An 18626-nucleotide genomic window follows, 5' to 3' on the forward strand; every position below is an offset into this window, starting at 1 on the left:
GAGCTCTTCATTGGGCGAATGATGTAGCGGCCTTCTCTTGTGCAGACCTTCGGATGCTTGGGACAGGTATTTGACGCAAGCGGTTCGCCCCCTCACTGCCCGTGAATTTTTTTGGCGCGATGGCGGCGTACCGCGAAGTAGCAGAGAAAGAGAAAAGCGCCAACAAGCAGCGTGGCGATTGCCCAATAAAGCATCAACGCAAGTGTTGCCATATCCTCTGGGTTTCCCAGGTATTCTGCGCCGGTTACGGACAGGCAGAATCGAATAAAGGTCTCCACAAATATCGGCATATTGAAGGGTAATGCTGCAATGACATACGTTAGCTGCCATCCTCCGACAACTGACGCCATGCCCCAAGCTACGTATCGCAGTATCCGTTTCAGGAATGACATTTTCACCTGACCTCGACGGTTCCGTAGGCTCGCAACGTTGTGCCTGGCACCGGCAAGGTCTGTCCTCGCGAACGGATGAATTTTTGAAGGCGGTCAAATTCATAAGGGGCGACGACCGTGATACAACCGTGACTCAATCCCAGAGGGCCTTTGGGGTGCAACCTGAAATTACCTCGTTTGATGCCGTTAACGTTGGTCGTATCGCCGGATAACGGATTCCAGAGCATGAACCACGTATGTCTGTCGGTTGAGCCATAGGCATGCGCATCCCACCAGTCGTACAGGAAGCCTAGGTAACCACCTGACTGGCGGTCCACAAGGTAGTACGTCCCTTTGGGAAGCGGTCCGACATTTTCCATGGCTGTATCGTCAGGATTGTCCCTGCCTTGACCGGTTCCCGAGAATGCGTCTACCGGTGCCGTTCCTTCACAGGTGAGAGTAGAGGACTCCTGCTTGTTAAGAATAAAAATGCATTTGACGGGCATTTCACTTGCACCAGATCAATTGGTCGTATTGTTCTTGACGTACAAGGTAGCAGTGATCGCACCGCCGCTTCCCCCTAGCTGGTTCTGCACGAAGTATTCATGCTTCATTGTCGCAAAAGAAAGGTGCACGTCTTCGTGACAAGCATCCCCGCCGCCGACAGGCTCAACCTCGGTAATGACCACGTCGTACATCGTGATTTTCAAGTACTCGAATGGTGTTCCTCCCGCCTTTCGCGCGGTCAATTTCACCTGGTCAATGTGCTTGCCCGTGAAGCAGTACCTGGCCAGATTCGGGCTGGCACGGTCTAGCTGGTGCGTGAATTGAAGGTCGGAAACCGTGGCCTTACCCGCACCGCCGCCGGAGCCCGACATCATGGTCGACTGCTGAGAAACTTTCCAACGCCATCCGATTACATCAATTTCGTTCACGTGCGAAGCATCCTGCGATTCGCCATCGATACCGTTGATTTTGATGAAAATGTCTGCCATTCCGGTTCCTGTTGTGTTTATGGGTTTTCCAGCGTATTGCGTATTTCAATCGCCTTCTGGACAGGGCCGCTTGCGTTGATGTTATCCGCGTCGAAGGACGGGAGAGCATCGCAACCCGACCTCTACCATCCTCAATAGTGCTGTGGGCGGATACAAGAATTGTCCGAAAAAGTGAGTGATGCAAAGAAGGCATGCATTTTTATTGAGGTGCAGCCGTTTGTTGAGAGTCTCTTGTAAGACGGAAGAATTCGCATGTTGCGCACACTGGTGGCGCATAACGCGAGCCTTCGACGTGGACGATTTTCCGTACCAACCGTCGTCACGCACGTGTAGGCGCGAAGTCCGCATAATGCGAACATCAGCGCAATGCGAACAATGCCGCTAGCCTTGCGCACACAGCTTCTCGGGATTCACTAGCGTAATGCGAACATCCTTCGAGACTGTTCGCTACTGCCGTTTCGCGGTTCACCGCGTCCACATGGCAACGCTCACCGGGAAGGAACACGCGTCCATTGCAGCCGTCATGCCCTTACTGGGTTTTGATCTACATCTTGGCGGAGAGGATGTTCGCCTTTTTCGTGTGAACTGCCAGCATCCGCCCCCCCTCAAAACACATCCACCCTCCCCGGAAACGTCTCCTCATACGCAGCCGCTGCATCGCCTTCAACCGGCGTTCCGCCGCGTTGCTCCCTGAACATCACCGGGGGCATGCCAAACTCCTTGCGGAACTCGCGTCCCAGATGCGACGCGTCGGAGAAGCCGCAACTCGACGCGATATCCGCGACAGTACGATCCGAACTCGTCAGCAGCCACGCAGCCGTTCTCAGCCGAACCTGCTTCGCGAAGGCCTGCGGACTCTTGCCCGTCTCCGCCTTGAACAGCCGCTCCAGCTGACGCGGCGACAGATCCAGCTTGCAAGCCAGTTCCTCGAGCGGCAGCGTGCGCCCGACGTGTTGCTCCATCAGCAGGATCGCGCGCTTGACCTTCGGATGCGTCGCCGGTTCGAGTCCCGGCGGATGCGGCTGCGGCGCGTTCCCTTTCTGCATCTCGCCGACGAGCAGAATCCGCAGCGCCTTCTGCACCGTCGCCGTCTCGAAGTGCCGCAGCAGGATCGCCGCCGCGACGTCGATCGACGCACGCCCGCCCGAGCACGTGATCCGTCGACGGTCGATCACGAACAGCCGGTCCGCGATCAGCGCGTCCGAATTGACGGAAGGAAAGCGCTCGACGAAATCCCAGTAGTGAAACCAGCTGACGCAGATCCGGTGCTCGTCGAGCACGCCCGCGCGCATCAGCGCGAACACGCCGGTGCAGATGCCGACCAGCGTCGCGTTCGAGCGCGCCGCATTGCGGATGAACTGCAAGGTCTCGTCGCTTGCCTGCGGCCCCGAATGCAAGAGCCCGCCGACGACGACCACATAGTCGAACGGCTCGGCATCGGCGAATGTCTCCCACGGCGTGATCTGGATGCCGCAACTTGCGCGCACGGGCGCGAGCGATTCGCCGATCACGCTCCATGAGCAGCGCACCGGCTTGCTGTAGTCGCCTTCGTCGGCCGACAGGCGCAGCATGTCGACGAAGCCGGAAAAAGCCGTCAGCGTGAAGTTGGGCAACAGGATGATGCCGAAACGGATGCGCTCTTTGGGCAGCGCATCGATGGAAGTCAGCGGTAGCGAGTCAACGATGGTCATGGCGCAATGGCGCAGGAAAACGTCATAAGGTCCGGCAGGCTGAACAAGGGCTGACGAAGCAAAGCAGAAACACAGCACAAAAAAGGCAGCACTAAAACGCGCGCGTGGGGATAACCCTAGCGTCGCCGATCCGGCTTCATGCCTCTTGTCCTTTTCCGACACCGACCTTCGCGGATGCGAAGCGCGCCGGCCTTCAACAGGCGTGCGATCCGGCGAGCCACTGCCCGCCAGGACTTGCGTTTTTCCGTCGCCGAGTTGCGCAGAAACGCAGCCGGAGCGGGCGCTGGCGTCGCCATCCCACGTCAATGCCGTTTTTGTTCTATCTGCGGATTTTACGCTTTGGTGTACTGGCGTCACTTCGCAAGTTCCGCGTTTCCGCCCACTCCACTGAGCAAGGTTTCCATGAACGTCAGCGTTTTCGACCTGTTCAAGATCGGCATCGGCCCATCGAGTTCGCACACCGTCGGCCCGATGATCGCCGCATGCCGCTTCGCTTCGCATATCGAGGACGCGAATCTGCTCGCGTTCGTGCGCCGCGTGAAAGTCGAGCTGTACGGCTCGCTCGGCGCGACGGGCAAGGGCCACGGCACCGACAAGGCGGTGCTGCTCGGTCTCGAAGGCCATCTGCCCGACACCATCGACCCCGACCTGATCGAGCCGCGCCTCGCGCAGATCCGCAAGGACAAGCGGCTGTCGCTGCTCGGCAAGCACGCAATCGCCTTCGACGAAAAAGAGCACATCGCGTTCTTCCGCCGTCTGATGAGCGGCACGGGCAGCGTCGTGCATCCGAACGGCATGCGCTTCCAGGCCTTCGACGAGAACGGCCAGTTGCTCGTCGAGAAAGAGTATTACTCGGTCGGCGGCGGCTTTGTCGTGAACCGCGAAGGCGATCGCGTGAATGGCGTGCGCGCGGGCGGCGAAGTGCCGTATCCGTTCCGCACCGGCGACGACCTGATGCGCGTGTGCCGCGAAAGCGGCCTGTCCGTCGCGCAGGTGACGTTCGCGAACGAATGCGCATCGCGCTCGCCGGAAGACGTGCGCGAAGGCCTGCTGACCATCTGGCGCACGATGGCCGCTTGCGTCGAGCGCGGCTGCAAGATGCACGGCGAACTACCCGGCCCGATGAAGGTGAAGCGCCGCGCCGCCGATCTCTCCGTGCAACTGCGCACGCGATCCGAAGAGTCGCTGCGCGATCCGCTGTCGATGCTCGACTGGGTCAATCTCTACGCAATGGCCGTCAACGAAGAGAACGCCGCGGGCGGCCGTGTCGTCACCGCGCCGACCAACGGCGCAGCCGGCGTGATTCCCGCCGTGTTGCACTACTACGTGAAGTTCGTGCCGGGCTCGAACGAGAACGGCATCGTCGATTTCCTTTTGACGGCGGCCGCCATCGGCATCATTTACAAGGAGACGGCGTCGATTTCCGGCGCGGAAGTGGGCTGCCAGGGCGAAGTGGGCGTCGCGTGCTCGATGGCCGCAGCGGCGCTCGCGGCCGTGATGGGCGGCACGCCGACGCAAGTCGAAAACGCCGCCGAGATCGGCATGGAGCACAACCTCGGCATGACTTGCGATCCCGTCGGCGGCCTCGTGCAGATTCCGTGCATCGAGCGCAATGCAATGGGCGCGATCAAGGCGCTGAACGCTTCGCGCATGGCGCTGAAGGGCGACGGCCAGCACTACGTGACGCTCGACAACGTCATCAAGACGATGCGCGAGACGGGCGCCGACATGAAAACGAAATACAAGGAGACGTCGCGCGGTGGTCTCGCCGTGAACGTCATCGAATGCTAATGGAAACCAGCAAGGCAACGACGAAGGGGTCTGCACGATGAGCCGCTATTCGATATTCAGTCTGTTCCGCAACGGGTTGTCGTATCACGAGAACTGGGAGCGGCAGTGGAGGAGCCCGGAGCCGAAGAAGGAATACGACGTCGTGATCGTCGGCGGCGGCGGGCATGGTCTTGCGACCGCGTACTACCTCGCGAAGGAGCACGGCGTGAAGAACGTCGCGATTCTTGAAAAGGGCTGGATCGGCGGCGGCAATACGGCGCGCAACACGACGATCGTGCGTTCGAACTATCTGTGGGACGAATCGGCGGCGTTGTACGAGAAGGCGATGAAGCTGTGGGAAGGGCTCTCGCAGGATCTGAACTACAACGTGATGTTCTCGCAGCGCGGCGTGATGAACCTCGCGCACACGCTGCAGGACGTGCGCGACACCGAGCGCCGCGTCAACGCGAACCGGCTGAACGGCGTCGATGCCGAATTCCTCACGCCCGAGCAGATCAAGGAAATCGAGCCGACGATCAACCTGAACAGCCGCTATCCCGTGCTCGGCGCGTCCATTCAACGGCGCGCAGGCGTCGCGCGTCACGATGCCGTTGCGTGGGGCTTCGCGCGCGGCGCGGACCAGGCGGGCGTAGACATCATCCAGAATTGCCAGGTGACGGGCATTCGCCGCGACGGCGGCCGCGTGACGGGCGTCGATACGGTGAAGGGCTTCATCAAGGCGAAGAAGGTCGCCGTCGTCGCAGCCGGCAACACGACGACGCTCGCCGACATGGCGGGCATCCGTCTGCCGCTCGAAAGTCATCCGTTGCAGGCGCTCGTGTCGGAGCCGATCAAGCCCGTCGTCAACTCGGTGATCATGTCGAACGCGGTGCACGCGTACATCAGCCAGTCCGACAAGGGCGATCTGGTGATCGGCGCGGGCGTCGACCAGTACACGGGCTTCGGACAGCGCGGCAGCTTCCACATCATCGAAGGCACGCTGCAGGCAATCGTCGAAATGTTCCCGGTGTTCTCGCGCGTGCGGATGAACCGCCAGTGGGGTGGCATCGTCGACGTGTCGCCGGACGCGTGCCCGATCATCAGCAAGACCGACGTGAAGGGCCTGTACTTCAACTGCGGCTGGGGCACGGGCGGCTTCAAGGCGACGCCCGGCTCGGGCTGGGTGTTCGCGCACACGATCGCGAACGACGAACCGCATCCGCTGAACGCGCCGTTCTCGCTGGACCGCTTCTACACCGGCCATCTGATCGACGAACACGGCGCTGCCGCCGTGGCCCACTAAACAACGCACTCGTGGAGAAAGAAACATGCTGATGATCGAATGCCCGTGGTGCGGGCCGCGCGCCGAATCCGAATTCTCATGTGGCGGCGAAGCCGACATCGCGCGTCCGCTCGACACCGACAAGCTCAGCGACAAGGAATGGGGCGACTACCTGTTCATGCGCAAGAACCCGCGCGGCGTGCACCGCGAGCAATGGCTGCACACGCAAGGCTGCCGCCGCTGGTTCATGGCGACGCGCGACACCGTCTCGTACAACATCCAGAGCTACGACACGTTCAAATCCGGCAATACGTCCGCTGATGCACAAGGGGGCAACAAGCAATGAGCCAGAAGAACCGCCTCGGCGCCGGTGGGCGCATCAACCGCGCGATTCCGCTGACCTTCACGTTCAACGGCCGCACGTATCAGGGCTTTCAGGGCGACACGCTCGCGTCGGCGCTGCTCGCGAACGGCGTGCATTTCGTCGCGCGCAGCTTCAAGTATCACCGTCCGCGCGGCATCGTCACGGCCGACGTCGCCGAACCGAATGCCGTCGTGCAACTCGAGCGCGGCGCGTACACGGTGCCGAATGCGCGCGCCACGGAGATCGAACTGTATCAGGGACTCGTTGCGACGAGCGTGAACGCCGAGCCCAATCTCGAACACGATCGCATGGCGATCAACCAGAAGTTCTCGCGCTTCATGCCCGCGGGCTTCTACTACAAGACGTTCATGTGGCCGCAAAAATGGTGGCCGAAGTACGAAGAAAAGATTCGTGAAGCGGCGGGTCTCGGCAAGTCGCCGGACGTGCGCGACGCCGACCGCTACGACAAGTGCTACGCGCATTGCGACGTGCTCGTGGTCGGCGGCGGGCCGACGGGTCTCGCGGCCGCGCATGCGGCGGCTGTCAACGGCGCGCGCGTGATTCTCGTCGACGACCAGCGCGAGCTCGGCGGCAGCCTGCTGTCGTGCAAGACGGAGATCGACGGACGCCAGGCAATGAGCTGGGTCGAGAAGATCGAAGCGGAACTGTCGCGCATGCCGGACGTGAAGATCCTCACGCGCAGCACGGCGTTCGGCTATCAGGACCACAATCTCGTCACGGTGACGCAGCGCCTGACCGATCATCTGCCCGTGTCGATGCGCAAGGGCACGCGCGAGCTGCTGTGGAAGATCCGCGCGAAGCGCGTGATTCTCGCGACGGGCGCGCACGAGCGTCCCATCGTGTTCGGCAACAACGATCTGCCGGGCGTGATGCTGGCGTCGGCGGTGTCGACGTATATCCAGCGCTTTGGCGTGATGCCGGGCCGCAACGCCGTCGTGTTCACGAATAACGACGCGGGCTATCAGTGCGCGCTCGACATGAAGGCATGCGGCGCGACGGTGACGGTCGTCGATCCGCGCGCGCAGGGCAGCGGCGCATTGCAGGCGGCGGCGCGCCGTCACGGCGTGAAGATCATGAACAACGCGGCCGTGATGACGGCGCACGGCAAGCAGCGCGTGACGTCAGTCGAAGTGGTCGCGTACGCGAACGGCAAGACGGGCGCGAAGCAGGCGGATCTGCAATGCGATCTCGTCGCGATGTCGGGCGGCTTCAGCCCCGTGCTTCACCTGTTCGCGCAGTCGGGCGGCAAGGCGCACTGGAACGACACGAAGGTCTGCTTCGTGCCGGGCAAGGGCATGCAGCCGGAGACGAGCGTCGGCGCGGCAGCGGGCGAGTTCAGCCTCGCACGCGGCTTGCGACTTGCCGTCGATGCCGGTGTCGAAGCCGTGAAATCGATCGGGTATGCAGTGACGCGCCCGCAAGTGCCGCAGGTCGCGGAAGTCACCGAGTCGCCGATCCAGCCGCTATGGCTCGTCGGCAGCCGCGTGGAAGCGGCGCGCGGCCCCAAGCAGTTCGTCGATTTCCAGAACGACGTGTCGGCAGCGGACATTCTGCTCGCCGCGCGCGAAGGCTTCGAATCCGTCGAGCACGTGAAGCGCTATACGGCGATGGGCTTCGGCACCGATCAGGGCAAGCTCGGCAACATCAACGGCATGGCGATTCTCGCGGATGCGCTCGGCAAGTCGATTCCCGAAACGGGCACGACGACGTTCCGCCCGAACTACACGCCCGTGAGCTTCGGCACGTTCGCGGGCCGTGAGCTCGGCGATCTGCTCGACCCGATCCGCAAGACGGCTGTGCATGAATGGCACGTCGAGAACGGCGCGATGTTCGAGGACGTCGGCAACTGGAAGCGCCCCTGGTACTTCCCGCTGAAGGGCGAAGATCTGCACGCGGCCGTGAAGCGCGAGTGCCTCGCGGTGCGCAACAGCGTCGGCATTCTCGATGCGTCGACGCTCGGCAAGATCGACATTCAGGGCCCCGATGCCGCGAAGCTGCTGAACTGGGTTTACACGAATCCGTGGAGCAAGCTCGAAGTCGGCAAGTGCCGCTATGGCCTGATGCTTGACGAAAACGGCATGGTGTTCGACGACGGCGTAACCGTGCGCCTCGGCGAACAGCACTTCATGATGACCACCACGACGGGTGGCGCGGCGCGCGTGCTCACGTGGATGGAGCGCTGGCTGCAGACCGAGTGGCCCGACATGAAGGTGCGCCTCGCATCCGTCACCGACCACTGGGCGACGTTCGCGGTCGTCGGTCCGAAGAGCCGCAAGGTCGTGCAGAAAGTGTGCAGCGACATCGACTTCGCCAACGAGGCGTTCCCGTTCATGTCGTATCGCAACGGCACCGTTGCGGGCGTGAAGGCGCGCGTGATGCGCATCAGCTTCTCGGGCGAGCTCGCGTATGAAGTGAACGTGCCCGCGAACATGGGCCGCGCGGTATGGGAAGCGCTGATGGCTGCGGGCGCCGAGTTCGATATCACGCCGTACGGCACCGAAACGATGCACGTGCTGCGCGCGGAGAAGGGCTACATCATCGTCGGCCAGGACACCGACGGCTCGATCACGCCGCACGACTTGGGCATGGGCGGGCTGGTTGCGAAGTCGAAGGACTTTCTCGGAAGACGTTCGCTCACGCGTTCGGACACCGCGAAGGACGGACGCAAGCAGTTCGTCGGTCTGCTTTCCGACGATCCGCAATTCGTGATCCCGGAGGGTAGCCAGATCGTCGCCGGTCCGTTCCAGGGCGACACGGCGCCGATGCTCGGACACGTGACGTCGAGCTATTACAGCCCGATCCTGAATCGTTCGATCGCGCTCGCCGTGGTCAAGGGCGGGCTGAACAAGATGGGGCAGAGCGTGACGATCCCGCTGTCGAGCGGCAAGCAGATCGCTGCGAAGATCGCGAGCCCGGTTTTCTACGACACGGAAGGAGTGCGTCAACATGTGGAATGAAGCAAGGAACAATGCACCGGGCGCTACCTCGGCTGTCGCGCAACGCATGGCGGGTCAGCCCTGGCAGGAGTCGCCGCTCGTCGGCGTGGGTGACCTGGTGAAGAAGCATGCGGCCGCGCCGTCGACGAAATTTCACCTGCGCGAGAAGGCGTTTTGCGATCTGGTGACGCTGCGTGGCGATGCGCGCGATGCCGCGTTTCTCGGCGCCGTCGAAAGCGTGACGGGCTGTCGTCCGCCCGCGAAGCCGAATACGGTTGCGCGCGGCAACGGCTATGACGTGCTGTGGCTCGGCCCGGACGAGTGGCTCGTGCGTTCGCTGCAGCCGCAGGCGCCCGTCGCCGAGGACAAGCTGGTCGAAGCGCTGCAAGGGCAATTCGCATCGGCCGTCGATATCGGCAGCGGCTGGACGGTGCTCGAAGTGAGCGGCGAGAAAGTCCGCGATGTGATCGCGCGGGGCTGTCCGCTCGATCTGCATCCGCGTATGTTCGCGCCAGGCCAGTGCGCGCAGAGCCATTACTTCAAGGCGTCGATCGTGCTCGTGCCCGTCGCCGACAATACGTATGAAATCGTCGTGCGCCGCAGCTTCGCCGATTACTTCGTGCGTATCATGCTCGACGCGGCTGAGCCGCTGTTGTCGTGAAGCCGTTCGAAGAACCTCTGGCGGCTTACGTGCAGCCGTTGCGCGGCTCGCATGGGACGCGCGGCAGGGGCTGGCGCGTCTTCATCGACGAACTGGTCGTGTCGACGCGCATCGGCATTCACGCGCACGAGCATCTCGCGCCGCAGCCTGTCGTGATCGACGCGAGCCTTGCGTATCGCTGCGAGCCTTCGGAAGAGGGTTCGCACGCGATGATCGACTACGAGCGTTACTGCAACTGCGTGAGCGAGTTTCTCGCGACGAAGCCGCATACGCGGATGCTCGAAACGCTCGCTGTGGAAATCGCGCGGCTTTCGTTCGACGAGTGGCCCGCCCTCGATGCACTCACGCTTTGTTTGCACAAGCCGAAGATTCGTGAGGGTACGAAGCGGATCGGTGTCGAGCTGGATTGGACGCGTGCCGATTACGACATGCATCGCGCGGCTTGCGTTGCGCGGTGAGCGTTTTTTGCCATGTCGCGCGCCCTCACGTCCGAACTGCTCAAGCGCGCGTATGCGGCCGGCGATGCGCACGCGGCCGTCGCGCTGCTCGATCAGAGCATTGCGCTTGGGCATCGGCGGATTGCGTTGATCCGCTATTTGCAGGCGCAACACCTCGATGCGCCGCTCGATGCGAGGCATCACGAGTATGTGCGGGAAGTTGCCGCGCGGATGAGCCCCGCGACGCTGGCGAGGGTGGTGGGGGAGGCTCGGGCGCGGGCGGGGAGGCATGCTCGTGAGGATCAGGACGATTGAGACGACGTCGGTCAGTTTGTCCCTGGCGATCGAATTGGCCTGATTACCTCGTCGCTGAGAACGCTCAACTTTAGAAGCGCCGGATTCGAGATGCAACGCCATTTGTTAGTTCCAGTACCGCACAGCGCGGCACAACATGGAACTCACCACTAGTTCTCAATGTACAAGCCTTTGTATGTGATTTGCCCGACCAGGAAGCCAACGCCACCACTATTTTGCAGTCCCTCGTTGTCGCCGGCCATTGTCAATACCACGGGTGCGCTGCGAATCGCCATGCCGATCAGGTCCGGCTTCACGATTCCCATGATTAGAAGATCACGATTGATACCCAAGAGCATCAGTGAGCCGGTCACTCCAAACAAATATCCAGCCGCACCTTCGAGATAGACCGTCCCGCCTTCGAGGCTTTTGGGATCTTTCAAGTCGGTGCCTTTAAACGCCTCCGTCAGGAACAACGTGCCAACGCTATCAAAGGCAGTACTCGAACCTGATCCACTCAATTCGTCGTTCTTGATAATGAATTTCGGAAGCGCAAACTTTGGAATATGAAGCAACGAGGTTAATGAACTTGAAAAGTTTGGACCAAACCCGCTGTAGAGATATTGATATAGGTGTCTGGACCGATCATCGAGTACGAACATACCACTCTCAGCACTGAAAATGCCGCAGCCAATGCCTCCGCCAGCACTCGTGTTGAACTGCCAGTGGCTCTTTCTGAGAACCTTCAACGTATCCTCCTGTTTCTGAAAGGCTCTCCTCGCAGTCCACCAGTGACGAATGCGGCTGCGAGAAAGACAACGAATAGAGGCCATCGCCATAGATCGATAGCACTATCAATCATTGCCGAACCGTCTGGATCGTCGGGGCTATATCGAATCGGAACAACCTGACCGGCCTCATAAGACCACGTCGTGCCAGTAGGCCGCTCAAAGTGCCGACCATCCTTCGCATCGAACGCTATCTGCGGGTGGTGCCCCCCGGCATTCAGGCATACGACCTTGCCGGTTACCACGACTGATGACAGCCGAAACTCGATGACCGAGTACAAGTAAAAGGCTGCGCCCACTGACAGGCAAAGTCCTATCAATAGCGCGAAATAGTTCGGATGCTTCACCGTTCAAGATTCTCTTTGACGTCGAATGTAGCGGTGACAGTGCCCGCGCTTGCGCCGCTAGTGCTTTGCTGCACGTATTCCTGCTTGACGCGGGAAAACGACAGGCCTACATGCTCGTAATAGTTGTCGCCAAAAACGATCGGCTCCACGGACGTGATAACCACATCGCCCATGATGATTTTCAGGAAATCGAGAGGTACTCCGCCAGCTTTGCGCATGGACAGTACAACTCTGGGAATATGTCTGCCGGTCAGGCAGTAACGCATCAGGTTCGGACTCGCCCGATCAATTTGATGCACGAACTCGAGATCGGCTATTGAGGCTTTGCCCGCTCCACCACCTGAGCCGGACATCATGCTCGACTGTTGAGAAATCTTCCATCGCCAGTTTGATACTTCTATCTCGCCGCGATGCTCCATGTCCTGCGATTCACCGCCGATACCGTCGATCTTGACAAACATATCCGCCATGTTCACGTCGCCTTGCAAAAGGGATGGAACATGGCTTGTAGCATATCCTGTTCGTGAAAATGTAAAGCGGTGTGAAATCGGGTGTTGTGATTGATCGTGCATCGGGCCTCCCGACTGGACAAACGAGCGGGAGGTTCCCTCAACAGCCTGCGGACCCCTCACGCCGCATGCAACCCCCCACGCATCAGCTGCCGCACGCGCGACATATCCGCCTCGACGTGTCCCTGATGCTCGAACAGCTCAGCTAGCCAATCGACGAACGCCCTCACGCGTGGCGACACGCGGCGCCCTTTGACATAGGCAACAGACACAGGCATCGGCACCGGCTTCCACTGCGGCAGCACTTCGCGCAGCAGTCCCTTCTCGAGCAGCGGCTGCGCTGCGATCCGCGCGGGCTGGATCAATCCGAGCCCTTGCAAGCCGCAAGTCAGATACGCATGCTCGTCGCTGACCTTGATGAAGCCATTCACCTTCACCGTCAACGGGCTGCCGCCGACATCGAAATCGAAATCGACGGCGCGGCCGTTGTGAGGCGACATGCAATTCACCGCGACATGGCCCGACAGATCGTCGAGACTCTCCGGCGCACCATAGCGCTCCAGATACGCGGGACTCGCGCACGTCACATGCTCGAGGGAGCCGAGGCGCCGCGCGGCCAGCCCCGAGTCGGGCAATTCGCCCAACTGGATGCTGCAATCCACCGCCTCTCCGACGAGATCGACATTGCGATGGCTCACGCCGATCGCCAGATCGATGGCCGGATAGCGCTCGTGAAAATCGTCGAGCGCCGGCAACACAATCGATGTCGCCACTGCGCCCGGCATTTCGACGCGCAACCGTCCGCTCGGATTGTCCTGCGTCTGACGCAAGCTTGCTTCCATCTCGTCGATGTCGGCGAGAATCTGCGCGCAGCGTTCGTAATAGGCTGCGCCTTCCGGGGTGAGGCTCAGACGGCGCGTCGTGCGCACGAGCAGCGCGGTGCCGAGCATCGCTTCCAGATTCTGCACAATCGTCGTCGCCGTCGCGCGGGGTATGTCGAGCGATTGCGCGGCGCGGGTAAAGCTATTGGTATCGACGATGCGCATGAAGGTACGCATCGCCTGGATACGATCGATCACGGAACTCTCCAGTTGATTGCTGGCATACGGGACATTCCACAAAGAGCCAAATCAGCAAGAAAAGCCGCGGCATGCCCCGTCCCGTCGGGAAGGCGCGCCGGTAATGCAGATGCAAGAGCGATACAACGCGGGAAGCAGGGACAGGCCGCCGTCCTGCGCGGCCCGGGTGGAGGGGGTAAAGCGGTGGGTCCTGCTGCCCGTTACTTCCGGAGCGAGTCGAGATCGATGACGAAGCGGTACTTCACATCGCTCTTCAACATGCGCTCGTATGCGTCATTGATCTTCTGCATCGGAATCATCTCGATGTCCGAGGTGATGCCGTGCTTGCCGCAGAAGTCCAGCATTTCCTGCGTCTCGGCGATACCGCCGATCAGCGAGCCCGCCAGACGGCGTCGCTTCATGATCAGGTTGAACACTTGCGGCGACGGGTGATCGTGCTCCGGCGCACCGACCAGCGTGAGCGTGCCGTCACGCTTGAGCAGGTTGATGAACGGATTCAGATCGTGCTGCGCCGCGACCGTGTTCACGATCAGATCGAAGCTGTTCGCGTGCGCATCCATCTCCGCCTGGTTCTTCGAAATCACCACTTCGTTCGCGCCGAGGCGTTTCGCGTCGTCGATCTTCGACGGCGACGTCGTGAACAGCACGACGTGCGCGCCCATCGCACGCGCGAGCTTCACGCCCATGTGGCCGAGGCCGCCCAGACCGACGATGCCGACCTTCTTGCCCGGCCCCGCGCCCCACGTGCGCAGCGGTGAATACGTCGTGATGCCCGCACACAGAAGCGGTGCGACGCCCGCGGGATCGAGGTTCTCCGGCACGCGCAGCACGAACGCTTCGTCGACGACGAGTTGCGTCGAATAACCGCCATAAGTGACAGCGCCCGTCTCGCGGTCGTTGCCGTTATACGTGCCGACAAAGCCGTTCTCGCAATACTGTTCGAGGCCTTCCTGGCAGCTCGCGCAGGTGCGGCACGAATCGACGAGACAGCCGACGCCGACGAGATCGCCGGCCTTGTACTTCGACACTTGCGGCCCGACCTTCGTCACGCGGCCGACGATCTCATGGCCGGGGACGACGGGGTACATCGTGTTCTTCCATTCGTTGCGAGCCTGATGCAGGTCCGAATGACAGACGCCGCAAAACAGGACTTCGATATGCACATCGTGTTCGCGCAACTCGCGACGCTGGAATTCGAACGGCGCGAGTTTCGATTGTGCGTCGGTTGCGGCGTAAGCGTGGGTCGTGGTCATGAAAGCTCCAATTCGGGTGATGCAATTCAGCGAGGCGCCACGCGCGTTGAAAACGCGCGGCGGGCGAATCTGTCGTGCGCCGAGGCACGCGGGAGTCCGTTGGGATGTCCGTCCGATGAGCGGGAAGGCGGCGGTGCGCGCTTCGCATGCCTCGCGCGAGGCGATCGACGGTGGTGTTGCGGACAGAAAGCGGGCTTTGCGACAGGGTTCCCATAGTAGGGATCGCGCGTGCCCCAGGGAATACCTGAACGTCTTGAAGACTTGCCTATTTCTCCTGACGCCGTCCGCTGTAGGCCATTTAATGCTAGATTTCAAGCCATATTCTATGGCGCATCATGCTCGCGTCGAACGGATTTAATCATGTCGGACACAAAACTTTCAAATAGCGCACTCGCGCAATACACGCCGCAGCAGCGCATGGTCGAACTGTTGCGCACGCTCGCGCCGAACGAGGGCATGACGGATGCGCCGCTCGAAGGCGTCAAGTTCCTGCGCGCGAATCATCCGATGCCGCGCCGCCCCGTCATGTACGAGCCCAGCATCGTGATCGTCTGCCAGGGCAGAAAGCGCGGGTATCTGGGCGGCCACTCGTACATCTACGATGCGCAGCAATACCTCGTGCTCTCGGTGCCGCTGCCGTTCGAATGCGAGACGGAGGCGAGCATCGAAGAGCCGTTCCTCGGCATTTCGATTCGCGTCGACCTGACGATGGTCGCCGAACTGCTGATGCTGCTGAACGAAACGCATGGCGCCGTCGACAGCGAGCCGCGCGGCATCTACTCGACGCCGCTCGACCAGCCGTTGAGCGATGCCGTGCTGCGTCTGCTCGAAGCGCTGGTGTCGCCGTTCGATGCGCGGATTCTCGCGCCGTCGATCGTGCGCGAAATCTGCTACCGCGTGCTGACGGGCGTGCAGGGCGATGCGATTCGCGCGGCGCTCACGCATCAGCACCACTTCGGGCGCATCGCGAAGGCGCTGCGCCGCATTCACACCGAGTACGACGGCGCGCTCGACGTCGAGACGCTCGCGCGCGAGTCCGGCATGAGCCTCGCCGTGTTTCATGCGCAGTTCAAGACCGTCACGTCGACTTCGCCGATGCAGTATGTGAAGACGACGCGTCTGCATCATGCGCGCCTGCTGATGGTGCAGGACGGGCTCAACGCAAGCGCGGCGGCTGCGCGCGTCGGTTACGAAAGCGCGTCGCAGTTCAGCCGGGAGTTCAAGCGGCTGTTCGGCCTCAGTCCCGTCGATGAAGTGAAGCGCATGCGCGGCACGCTGGACCCGGCCGTTTCGGTCCCGCCGCAGCGGCCCGCCGCGCCCGTGCGCAAATTCGGCAAGTACGTGACGACGAACTGAAGCGTGGCCCTCTGTGCTGCGGCCCGCGCTCAGGCGGGGTCGTGGCAGCAGACGCAGAGCTTGTTGCCGTCGGCGTCGCGAAAGTACGCGCCGTAGTAGTTCGCGTGATACTCGGGGCGCAGTCCGGGCGGCCCTTCGCATATCGCGCCATGCGCGAGCGCCGTCGCGTGCACGCGATCGACGGTGGGCCGGTCAGGCGCCAACAGCGCGATCATATGGCCGTTGCCCGCGACGGCAGACTGCCCATCGAACGGCCGGCCGACCAGAAAGAGCGGCCGCGCGACGCCGGGCGTCATCCATCCTGCCCACGGCCTGTCGTCCTCGCGAAACTTGGGCACGAGACCCAGTTCGCGCAGCACGGCCGAATAGAACGCATACGCGCGCTCGAAATCGTTGACGCCGATAAACACGTGGGAAAGCATCGAAAGCGGCTCCTTTCAGATCAAAGCTCGACAGAACCTGGGAAACAGGTAACGCCGATACCAGCATGACTGCTGATCTGGCTACGCGTGCGCGCGGTGATTACGATAATTGCGTCGTCACCCACATGACCCTCACGCGGAGCCTGACATCATGAAGCGTTTTCATATCGCGCTGGCCGTTGCAAACCTCGACGAATCGATTGCCGATTACAGCCGCAGGCTCGGCCAGCCTCCGTCGGCCGTGGTGCCTGGACAGTACGCGATGTGGCGCACCGATCTGCTGAACTTCTCGATCAACGAAAAGCCCGAAAAAGCAGGGCAATTGCGCCATGTGGGCTTCGAGGACGACTCAGCGGAAGGCTATTCGAGCAGCGTCGATGTGAACGGGCTCGAATGGGAACTGTTTTCTGCGGCGGAGCAGGATCGCCGCATCGTCGGCGCATATGGCGTTCCAGTGCGCGATGGCAGGAGCAACTGAGGAAGCAGGTGAGCGCGCCTCGCGCGCCTCTCACTTACTTGCTGCCCGCTTCCTGCGAAGCCAGCGATGTATAGTGCGCGCGCTTTTCCTCGTACATCAGCAGATCGGCGCGTTGCACGCCTTCTTCGATCCGCTCGCCGCGCTGCACCGTCGCGGCGCCCATCGAAAAGCTGATCGGCGAGCCCGGATAGAACTGATTGTTCAGATCGACGAGCTGACGGATCGTCTCGATCATCGCCGCGCCGCCGCGCTCGTCGGTGCCGGGCAGAAGGATCGCGAACTCGTCGCCGCCGATGCGCGCGGCGTTGAACGGCGTCTCCATTGCCTTCGAGAGCACTTCGCCGGCGCGGCGCAGCAGCGCGTCGCCGGCGGCATGGCCCAGCTGGTCGTTGACGCGCTTGAGGCCATTGAGGTCGGCCATGATGACCGTCACCGGGAACGGACCCTTGCGCTCCAGCCGGTTCAGTTCGTCGACATAGAACGAACGGTTGCGCAATTTCGTCAGCACGTCGTGCTTGCCGAGAAACTCCAGATACGCCTCGGCCTTCTTGCGCGCGGTGATGTCGGTCAGCGCGACGAGCACGAGGTCCCACGTGCGCTCGTGGCCCGGCAGCACTGAGAATTGAAGGTGGACGTGCACCTCGTTCGCTTCGAGCGAATAGTTGAGCACTTCCCGCTGCTGAAAGAGCTTGCCGTCCCACAGGTCGATCAGCTGCTCGCGGAAGTGCGGACGCATCTCGTCGCGGAACACTTCTGGCAGGCGGGACAGCAGCGTTCGCTTGTCGGGCGCGGCAAACATTTCCAGCGTGTGCCGGTTCACGTCGATCACGTGAATCTCGGCCATGCAGCGCTCGACGAACTCGGGGTGGACGTCGGTGAACGTGCGGAAATCGGTGATGCCGGCGGCGCGCGCTTCGTCGAGCAGACGCTTGACCGCGCTAAAATCCTCGACCCACAGCGACACGGGCGAATGCTCGAACAGCCCGCGCACGTGCTGTTCGGCGGCCGTCACGCGATGGCGCGCGTTTTCCAGCTCGGTGATGTCCTCCGTCGACACCAGCACGCGATCCCAGCGTTCCTCGTGTCCCGGCAGGATCTTTCCCTTCAGCAGGATGTCGAGACGCCGGCCGCCGAGCGTGTAGTTGACGGTCTGGCTCGTGAATTGCGGCTGGCCGGACCAAAGCTGACACAGCTCTTCGAGGTGCGTCTTCAGCATGTCGTCGCGGAAGACGGTGGAAAGGCTGTCCGTCAGCGAGCTGAAATCGGCGGCTTCGAACAGCGACAGCGCCTTCTGGTTCACCTTGATCACGCGGATGCGGCTCGCGCATTCGGCGACGCGCCGCACGTCCTCGCCGATATGCGCGCGCAGATCGGTCACGCCCTGTTCGCGCCACGCTTCGAACAGCGCCTTCACGCCGCTGAAGTCTTCTAGCCACAGCGCGACGGGGGCGAGGTCGAACATTTCGGAGTCGTCGTCGGCTGTGCTGCGTGGGCGGGAGGAGTTGGGCATGACGGGTCCAGAATCGAAAGTCTCGCTATTCTACGGTGCCGAATTGCGATGCCCGGTAAAAA

At 61.8% G+C, this 18626-nt stretch carries 19 protein-coding genes; 9 read left to right on the forward strand and 10 right to left on the reverse strand.

Annotated elements, in window-relative coordinates; translation table 11 throughout:
* Positions 1–92: 92 nt before the first annotated feature.
* From AABE10_RS10335 to AABE10_RS10350, 4 genes are all read right to left on the reverse strand, one after another.
* Positions 93–350 carry a hypothetical protein gene (locus AABE10_RS10335; protein ID WP_342933163.1) on the reverse strand — a complete coding sequence of 86 codons (258 nt, stop codon included), beginning with the start codon at positions 348–350 and terminating at the stop codon, positions 93–95.
* A 44-nt stretch (positions 351–394) separates the two neighbouring features.
* The gene (locus AABE10_RS10340; RefSeq protein ID WP_342933164.1) at positions 395–877 is read right to left on the reverse strand and encodes a DUF2778 domain-containing protein; all 483 of its coding nucleotides are present in this window, start codon (positions 875–877) and stop codon (positions 395–397) included.
* A gap of 15 nt (positions 878–892) precedes the next feature.
* The gene (locus tag AABE10_RS10345) at positions 893–1366 is read right to left on the reverse strand and encodes a type VI secretion system tube protein Hcp (protein WP_342933165.1); all 474 of its coding nucleotides are present in this window, start codon (positions 1364–1366) and stop codon (positions 893–895) included.
* Positions 1367–1971: 605 nt separating this feature from the next.
* A complete protein-coding gene (locus AABE10_RS10350; RefSeq protein ID WP_342933166.1) occupies positions 1972–3057 on the reverse strand; it encodes a GlxA family transcriptional regulator in 1086 nt (361 codons plus the stop codon).
* 402 nt (positions 3058–3459) lie between these two features.
* On the opposite strand from AABE10_RS10350, the gene AABE10_RS10355 reads away from it, so the two are divergent.
* Genes AABE10_RS10355 through AABE10_RS10385 form a run of 7 tightly spaced genes read left to right on the forward strand, consistent with a single transcriptional unit; the run spans position 3460 to position 10843 of the window.
* Positions 3460–4848 (forward strand): L-serine ammonia-lyase, encoded by a 1389-nt coding sequence (locus AABE10_RS10355; protein ID WP_342933167.1) that lies wholly within the window; start codon positions 3460–3462, stop codon positions 4846–4848.
* A gap of 37 nt (positions 4849–4885) precedes the next feature.
* Positions 4886–6130, forward strand: coding sequence for a sarcosine oxidase subunit beta family protein (locus AABE10_RS10360; RefSeq protein ID WP_087733733.1), 1245 nt, complete (start codon positions 4886–4888; stop codon positions 6128–6130).
* 25 nt (positions 6131–6155) lie between these two features.
* Positions 6156–6455, forward strand: coding sequence for a sarcosine oxidase subunit delta (locus AABE10_RS10365; protein WP_342933168.1), 300 nt, complete (start codon positions 6156–6158; stop codon positions 6453–6455).
* On the forward strand, positions 6452–9451 hold the full coding sequence (locus AABE10_RS10370; protein ID WP_342933169.1) for a sarcosine oxidase subunit alpha family protein: 3000 nt from the start codon (positions 6452–6454) through the stop codon (positions 9449–9451). Before AABE10_RS10365 ends, AABE10_RS10370 begins: the two co-directional genes overlap by 4 nt.
* Complete coding sequence (locus tag AABE10_RS10375; protein WP_428983295.1) at positions 9441–10091, forward strand: sarcosine oxidase subunit gamma; 651 nt, start codon at positions 9441–9443, stop codon at positions 10089–10091. Before AABE10_RS10370 ends, AABE10_RS10375 begins: the two co-directional genes overlap by 11 nt.
* Positions 10088–10549 (forward strand): dihydroneopterin aldolase, encoded by a 462-nt coding sequence (locus AABE10_RS10380; RefSeq protein WP_342933170.1) that lies wholly within the window; start codon positions 10088–10090, stop codon positions 10547–10549. The genes AABE10_RS10375 and AABE10_RS10380 overlap by 4 nt, the downstream gene beginning before the upstream one ends.
* A gap of 12 nt (positions 10550–10561) precedes the next feature.
* Entirely contained in the window at positions 10562–10843 is a 282-nt protein-coding gene (locus tag AABE10_RS10385; RefSeq protein ID WP_342933171.1) for a hypothetical protein, read from the forward strand.
* 149 nt (positions 10844–10992) lie between these two features.
* Here the strand turns inward: AABE10_RS10385 and AABE10_RS10390 are convergent, their stop codons facing one another.
* The 4 genes from AABE10_RS10390 to AABE10_RS10405 form a co-directional block, all read right to left on the reverse strand.
* Positions 10993–11571 carry a hypothetical protein gene (locus AABE10_RS10390; RefSeq protein ID WP_342933172.1) on the reverse strand — a complete coding sequence of 193 codons (579 nt, stop codon included), beginning with the start codon at positions 11569–11571 and terminating at the stop codon, positions 10993–10995.
* 382 nt (positions 11572–11953) lie between these two features.
* The gene (locus tag AABE10_RS10395) at positions 11954–12427 is read right to left on the reverse strand and encodes a type VI secretion system tube protein Hcp (protein ID WP_342933831.1); all 474 of its coding nucleotides are present in this window, start codon (positions 12425–12427) and stop codon (positions 11954–11956) included.
* 158 nt (positions 12428–12585) lie between these two features.
* Positions 12586–13545 carry a LysR family transcriptional regulator gene (locus AABE10_RS10400; protein WP_321574642.1) on the reverse strand — a complete coding sequence of 320 codons (960 nt, stop codon included), beginning with the start codon at positions 13543–13545 and terminating at the stop codon, positions 12586–12588.
* 200 nt (positions 13546–13745) lie between these two features.
* Positions 13746–14798: an NAD(P)-dependent alcohol dehydrogenase gene (locus AABE10_RS10405; RefSeq protein WP_342933173.1), complete on the reverse strand. Its 1053-nt coding sequence runs from the start codon at positions 14796–14798 to the stop codon at positions 13746–13748.
* Between the two features lie 360 nt (positions 14799–15158).
* On the opposite strand from AABE10_RS10405, the gene AABE10_RS10410 reads away from it, so the two are divergent.
* Positions 15159–16154, forward strand: coding sequence for an AraC family transcriptional regulator (locus AABE10_RS10410; RefSeq protein ID WP_342933174.1), 996 nt, complete (start codon positions 15159–15161; stop codon positions 16152–16154).
* A 29-nt stretch (positions 16155–16183) separates the two neighbouring features.
* Here the strand turns inward: AABE10_RS10410 and AABE10_RS10415 are convergent, their stop codons facing one another.
* Positions 16184–16576 (reverse strand): VOC family protein, encoded by a 393-nt coding sequence (locus AABE10_RS10415; protein ID WP_342933175.1) that lies wholly within the window; start codon positions 16574–16576, stop codon positions 16184–16186.
* A gap of 151 nt (positions 16577–16727) precedes the next feature.
* Here AABE10_RS10415 and AABE10_RS10420 point away from each other — a divergent pair, with 151 nt between their 5' ends.
* Positions 16728–17054, forward strand: coding sequence for a hypothetical protein (locus tag AABE10_RS10420; protein WP_342933176.1), 327 nt, complete (start codon positions 16728–16730; stop codon positions 17052–17054).
* 34 nt (positions 17055–17088) lie between these two features.
* On the opposite strand, the gene AABE10_RS10425 is transcribed toward AABE10_RS10420, so the two are convergent.
* Complete coding sequence (locus AABE10_RS10425; RefSeq protein ID WP_342933177.1) at positions 17089–18564, reverse strand: sensor domain-containing diguanylate cyclase; 1476 nt, start codon at positions 18562–18564, stop codon at positions 17089–17091.
* Positions 18565–18626: the final 62 nt, after the last annotated feature.

Source organism: Paraburkholderia diazotrophica (assembly GCF_038900755.1).
Classification (GTDB): Bacteria; Pseudomonadota; Gammaproteobacteria; order Burkholderiales; family Burkholderiaceae; genus Paraburkholderia; species Paraburkholderia diazotrophica_A.

Bases quoted from the DNA above. Each gene is read 5' to 3' on its own strand.
- AABE10_RS10335 (WP_342933163.1), bottom strand. From the start codon at position 350: ATGGCGTCAGTTGTCGGAGGATGGCAGCTAACGTATGTCATTGCAGCA.
- AABE10_RS10340 (WP_342933164.1), bottom strand. From the start codon at position 877: ATGCCCGTCAAATGCATTTTTATTCTTAACAAGCAGGAGTCCTCTACT.
- AABE10_RS10345 (WP_342933165.1), bottom strand. From the start codon at position 1,366: ATGGCAGACATTTTCATCAAAATCAACGGTATCGATGGCGAATCGCAG.
- AABE10_RS10350 (WP_342933166.1), bottom strand. From the start codon at position 3,057: ATGACCATCGTTGACTCGCTACCGCTGACTTCCATCGATGCGCTGCCC.
- AABE10_RS10355 (WP_342933167.1), top strand. From the start codon at position 3,460: ATGAACGTCAGCGTTTTCGACCTGTTCAAGATCGGCATCGGCCCATCG.
- AABE10_RS10360 (WP_087733733.1), top strand. From the start codon at position 4,886: ATGAGCCGCTATTCGATATTCAGTCTGTTCCGCAACGGGTTGTCGTAT.
- AABE10_RS10365 (WP_342933168.1), top strand. From the start codon at position 6,156: ATGCTGATGATCGAATGCCCGTGGTGCGGGCCGCGCGCCGAATCCGAA.
- AABE10_RS10370 (WP_342933169.1), top strand. From the start codon at position 6,452: ATGAGCCAGAAGAACCGCCTCGGCGCCGGTGGGCGCATCAACCGCGCG.
- AABE10_RS10375 (WP_428983295.1), top strand. From the start codon at position 9,441: ATGTGGAATGAAGCAAGGAACAATGCACCGGGCGCTACCTCGGCTGTC.
- AABE10_RS10385 (WP_342933171.1), top strand. From the start codon at position 10,562: ATGTCGCGCGCCCTCACGTCCGAACTGCTCAAGCGCGCGTATGCGGCC.
- AABE10_RS10395 (WP_342933831.1), bottom strand. From the start codon at position 12,427: ATGGCGGATATGTTTGTCAAGATCGACGGTATCGGCGGTGAATCGCAG.
- AABE10_RS10405 (WP_342933173.1), bottom strand. From the start codon at position 14,798: ATGACCACGACCCACGCTTACGCCGCAACCGACGCACAATCGAAACTC.
- AABE10_RS10410 (WP_342933174.1), top strand. From the start codon at position 15,159: ATGTCGGACACAAAACTTTCAAATAGCGCACTCGCGCAATACACGCCG.
- AABE10_RS10415 (WP_342933175.1), bottom strand. From the start codon at position 16,576: ATGCTTTCCCACGTGTTTATCGGCGTCAACGATTTCGAGCGCGCGTAT.
- AABE10_RS10420 (WP_342933176.1), top strand. From the start codon at position 16,728: ATGAAGCGTTTTCATATCGCGCTGGCCGTTGCAAACCTCGACGAATCG.
- AABE10_RS10425 (WP_342933177.1), bottom strand. From the start codon at position 18,564: ATGCCCAACTCCTCCCGCCCACGCAGCACAGCCGACGACGACTCCGAA.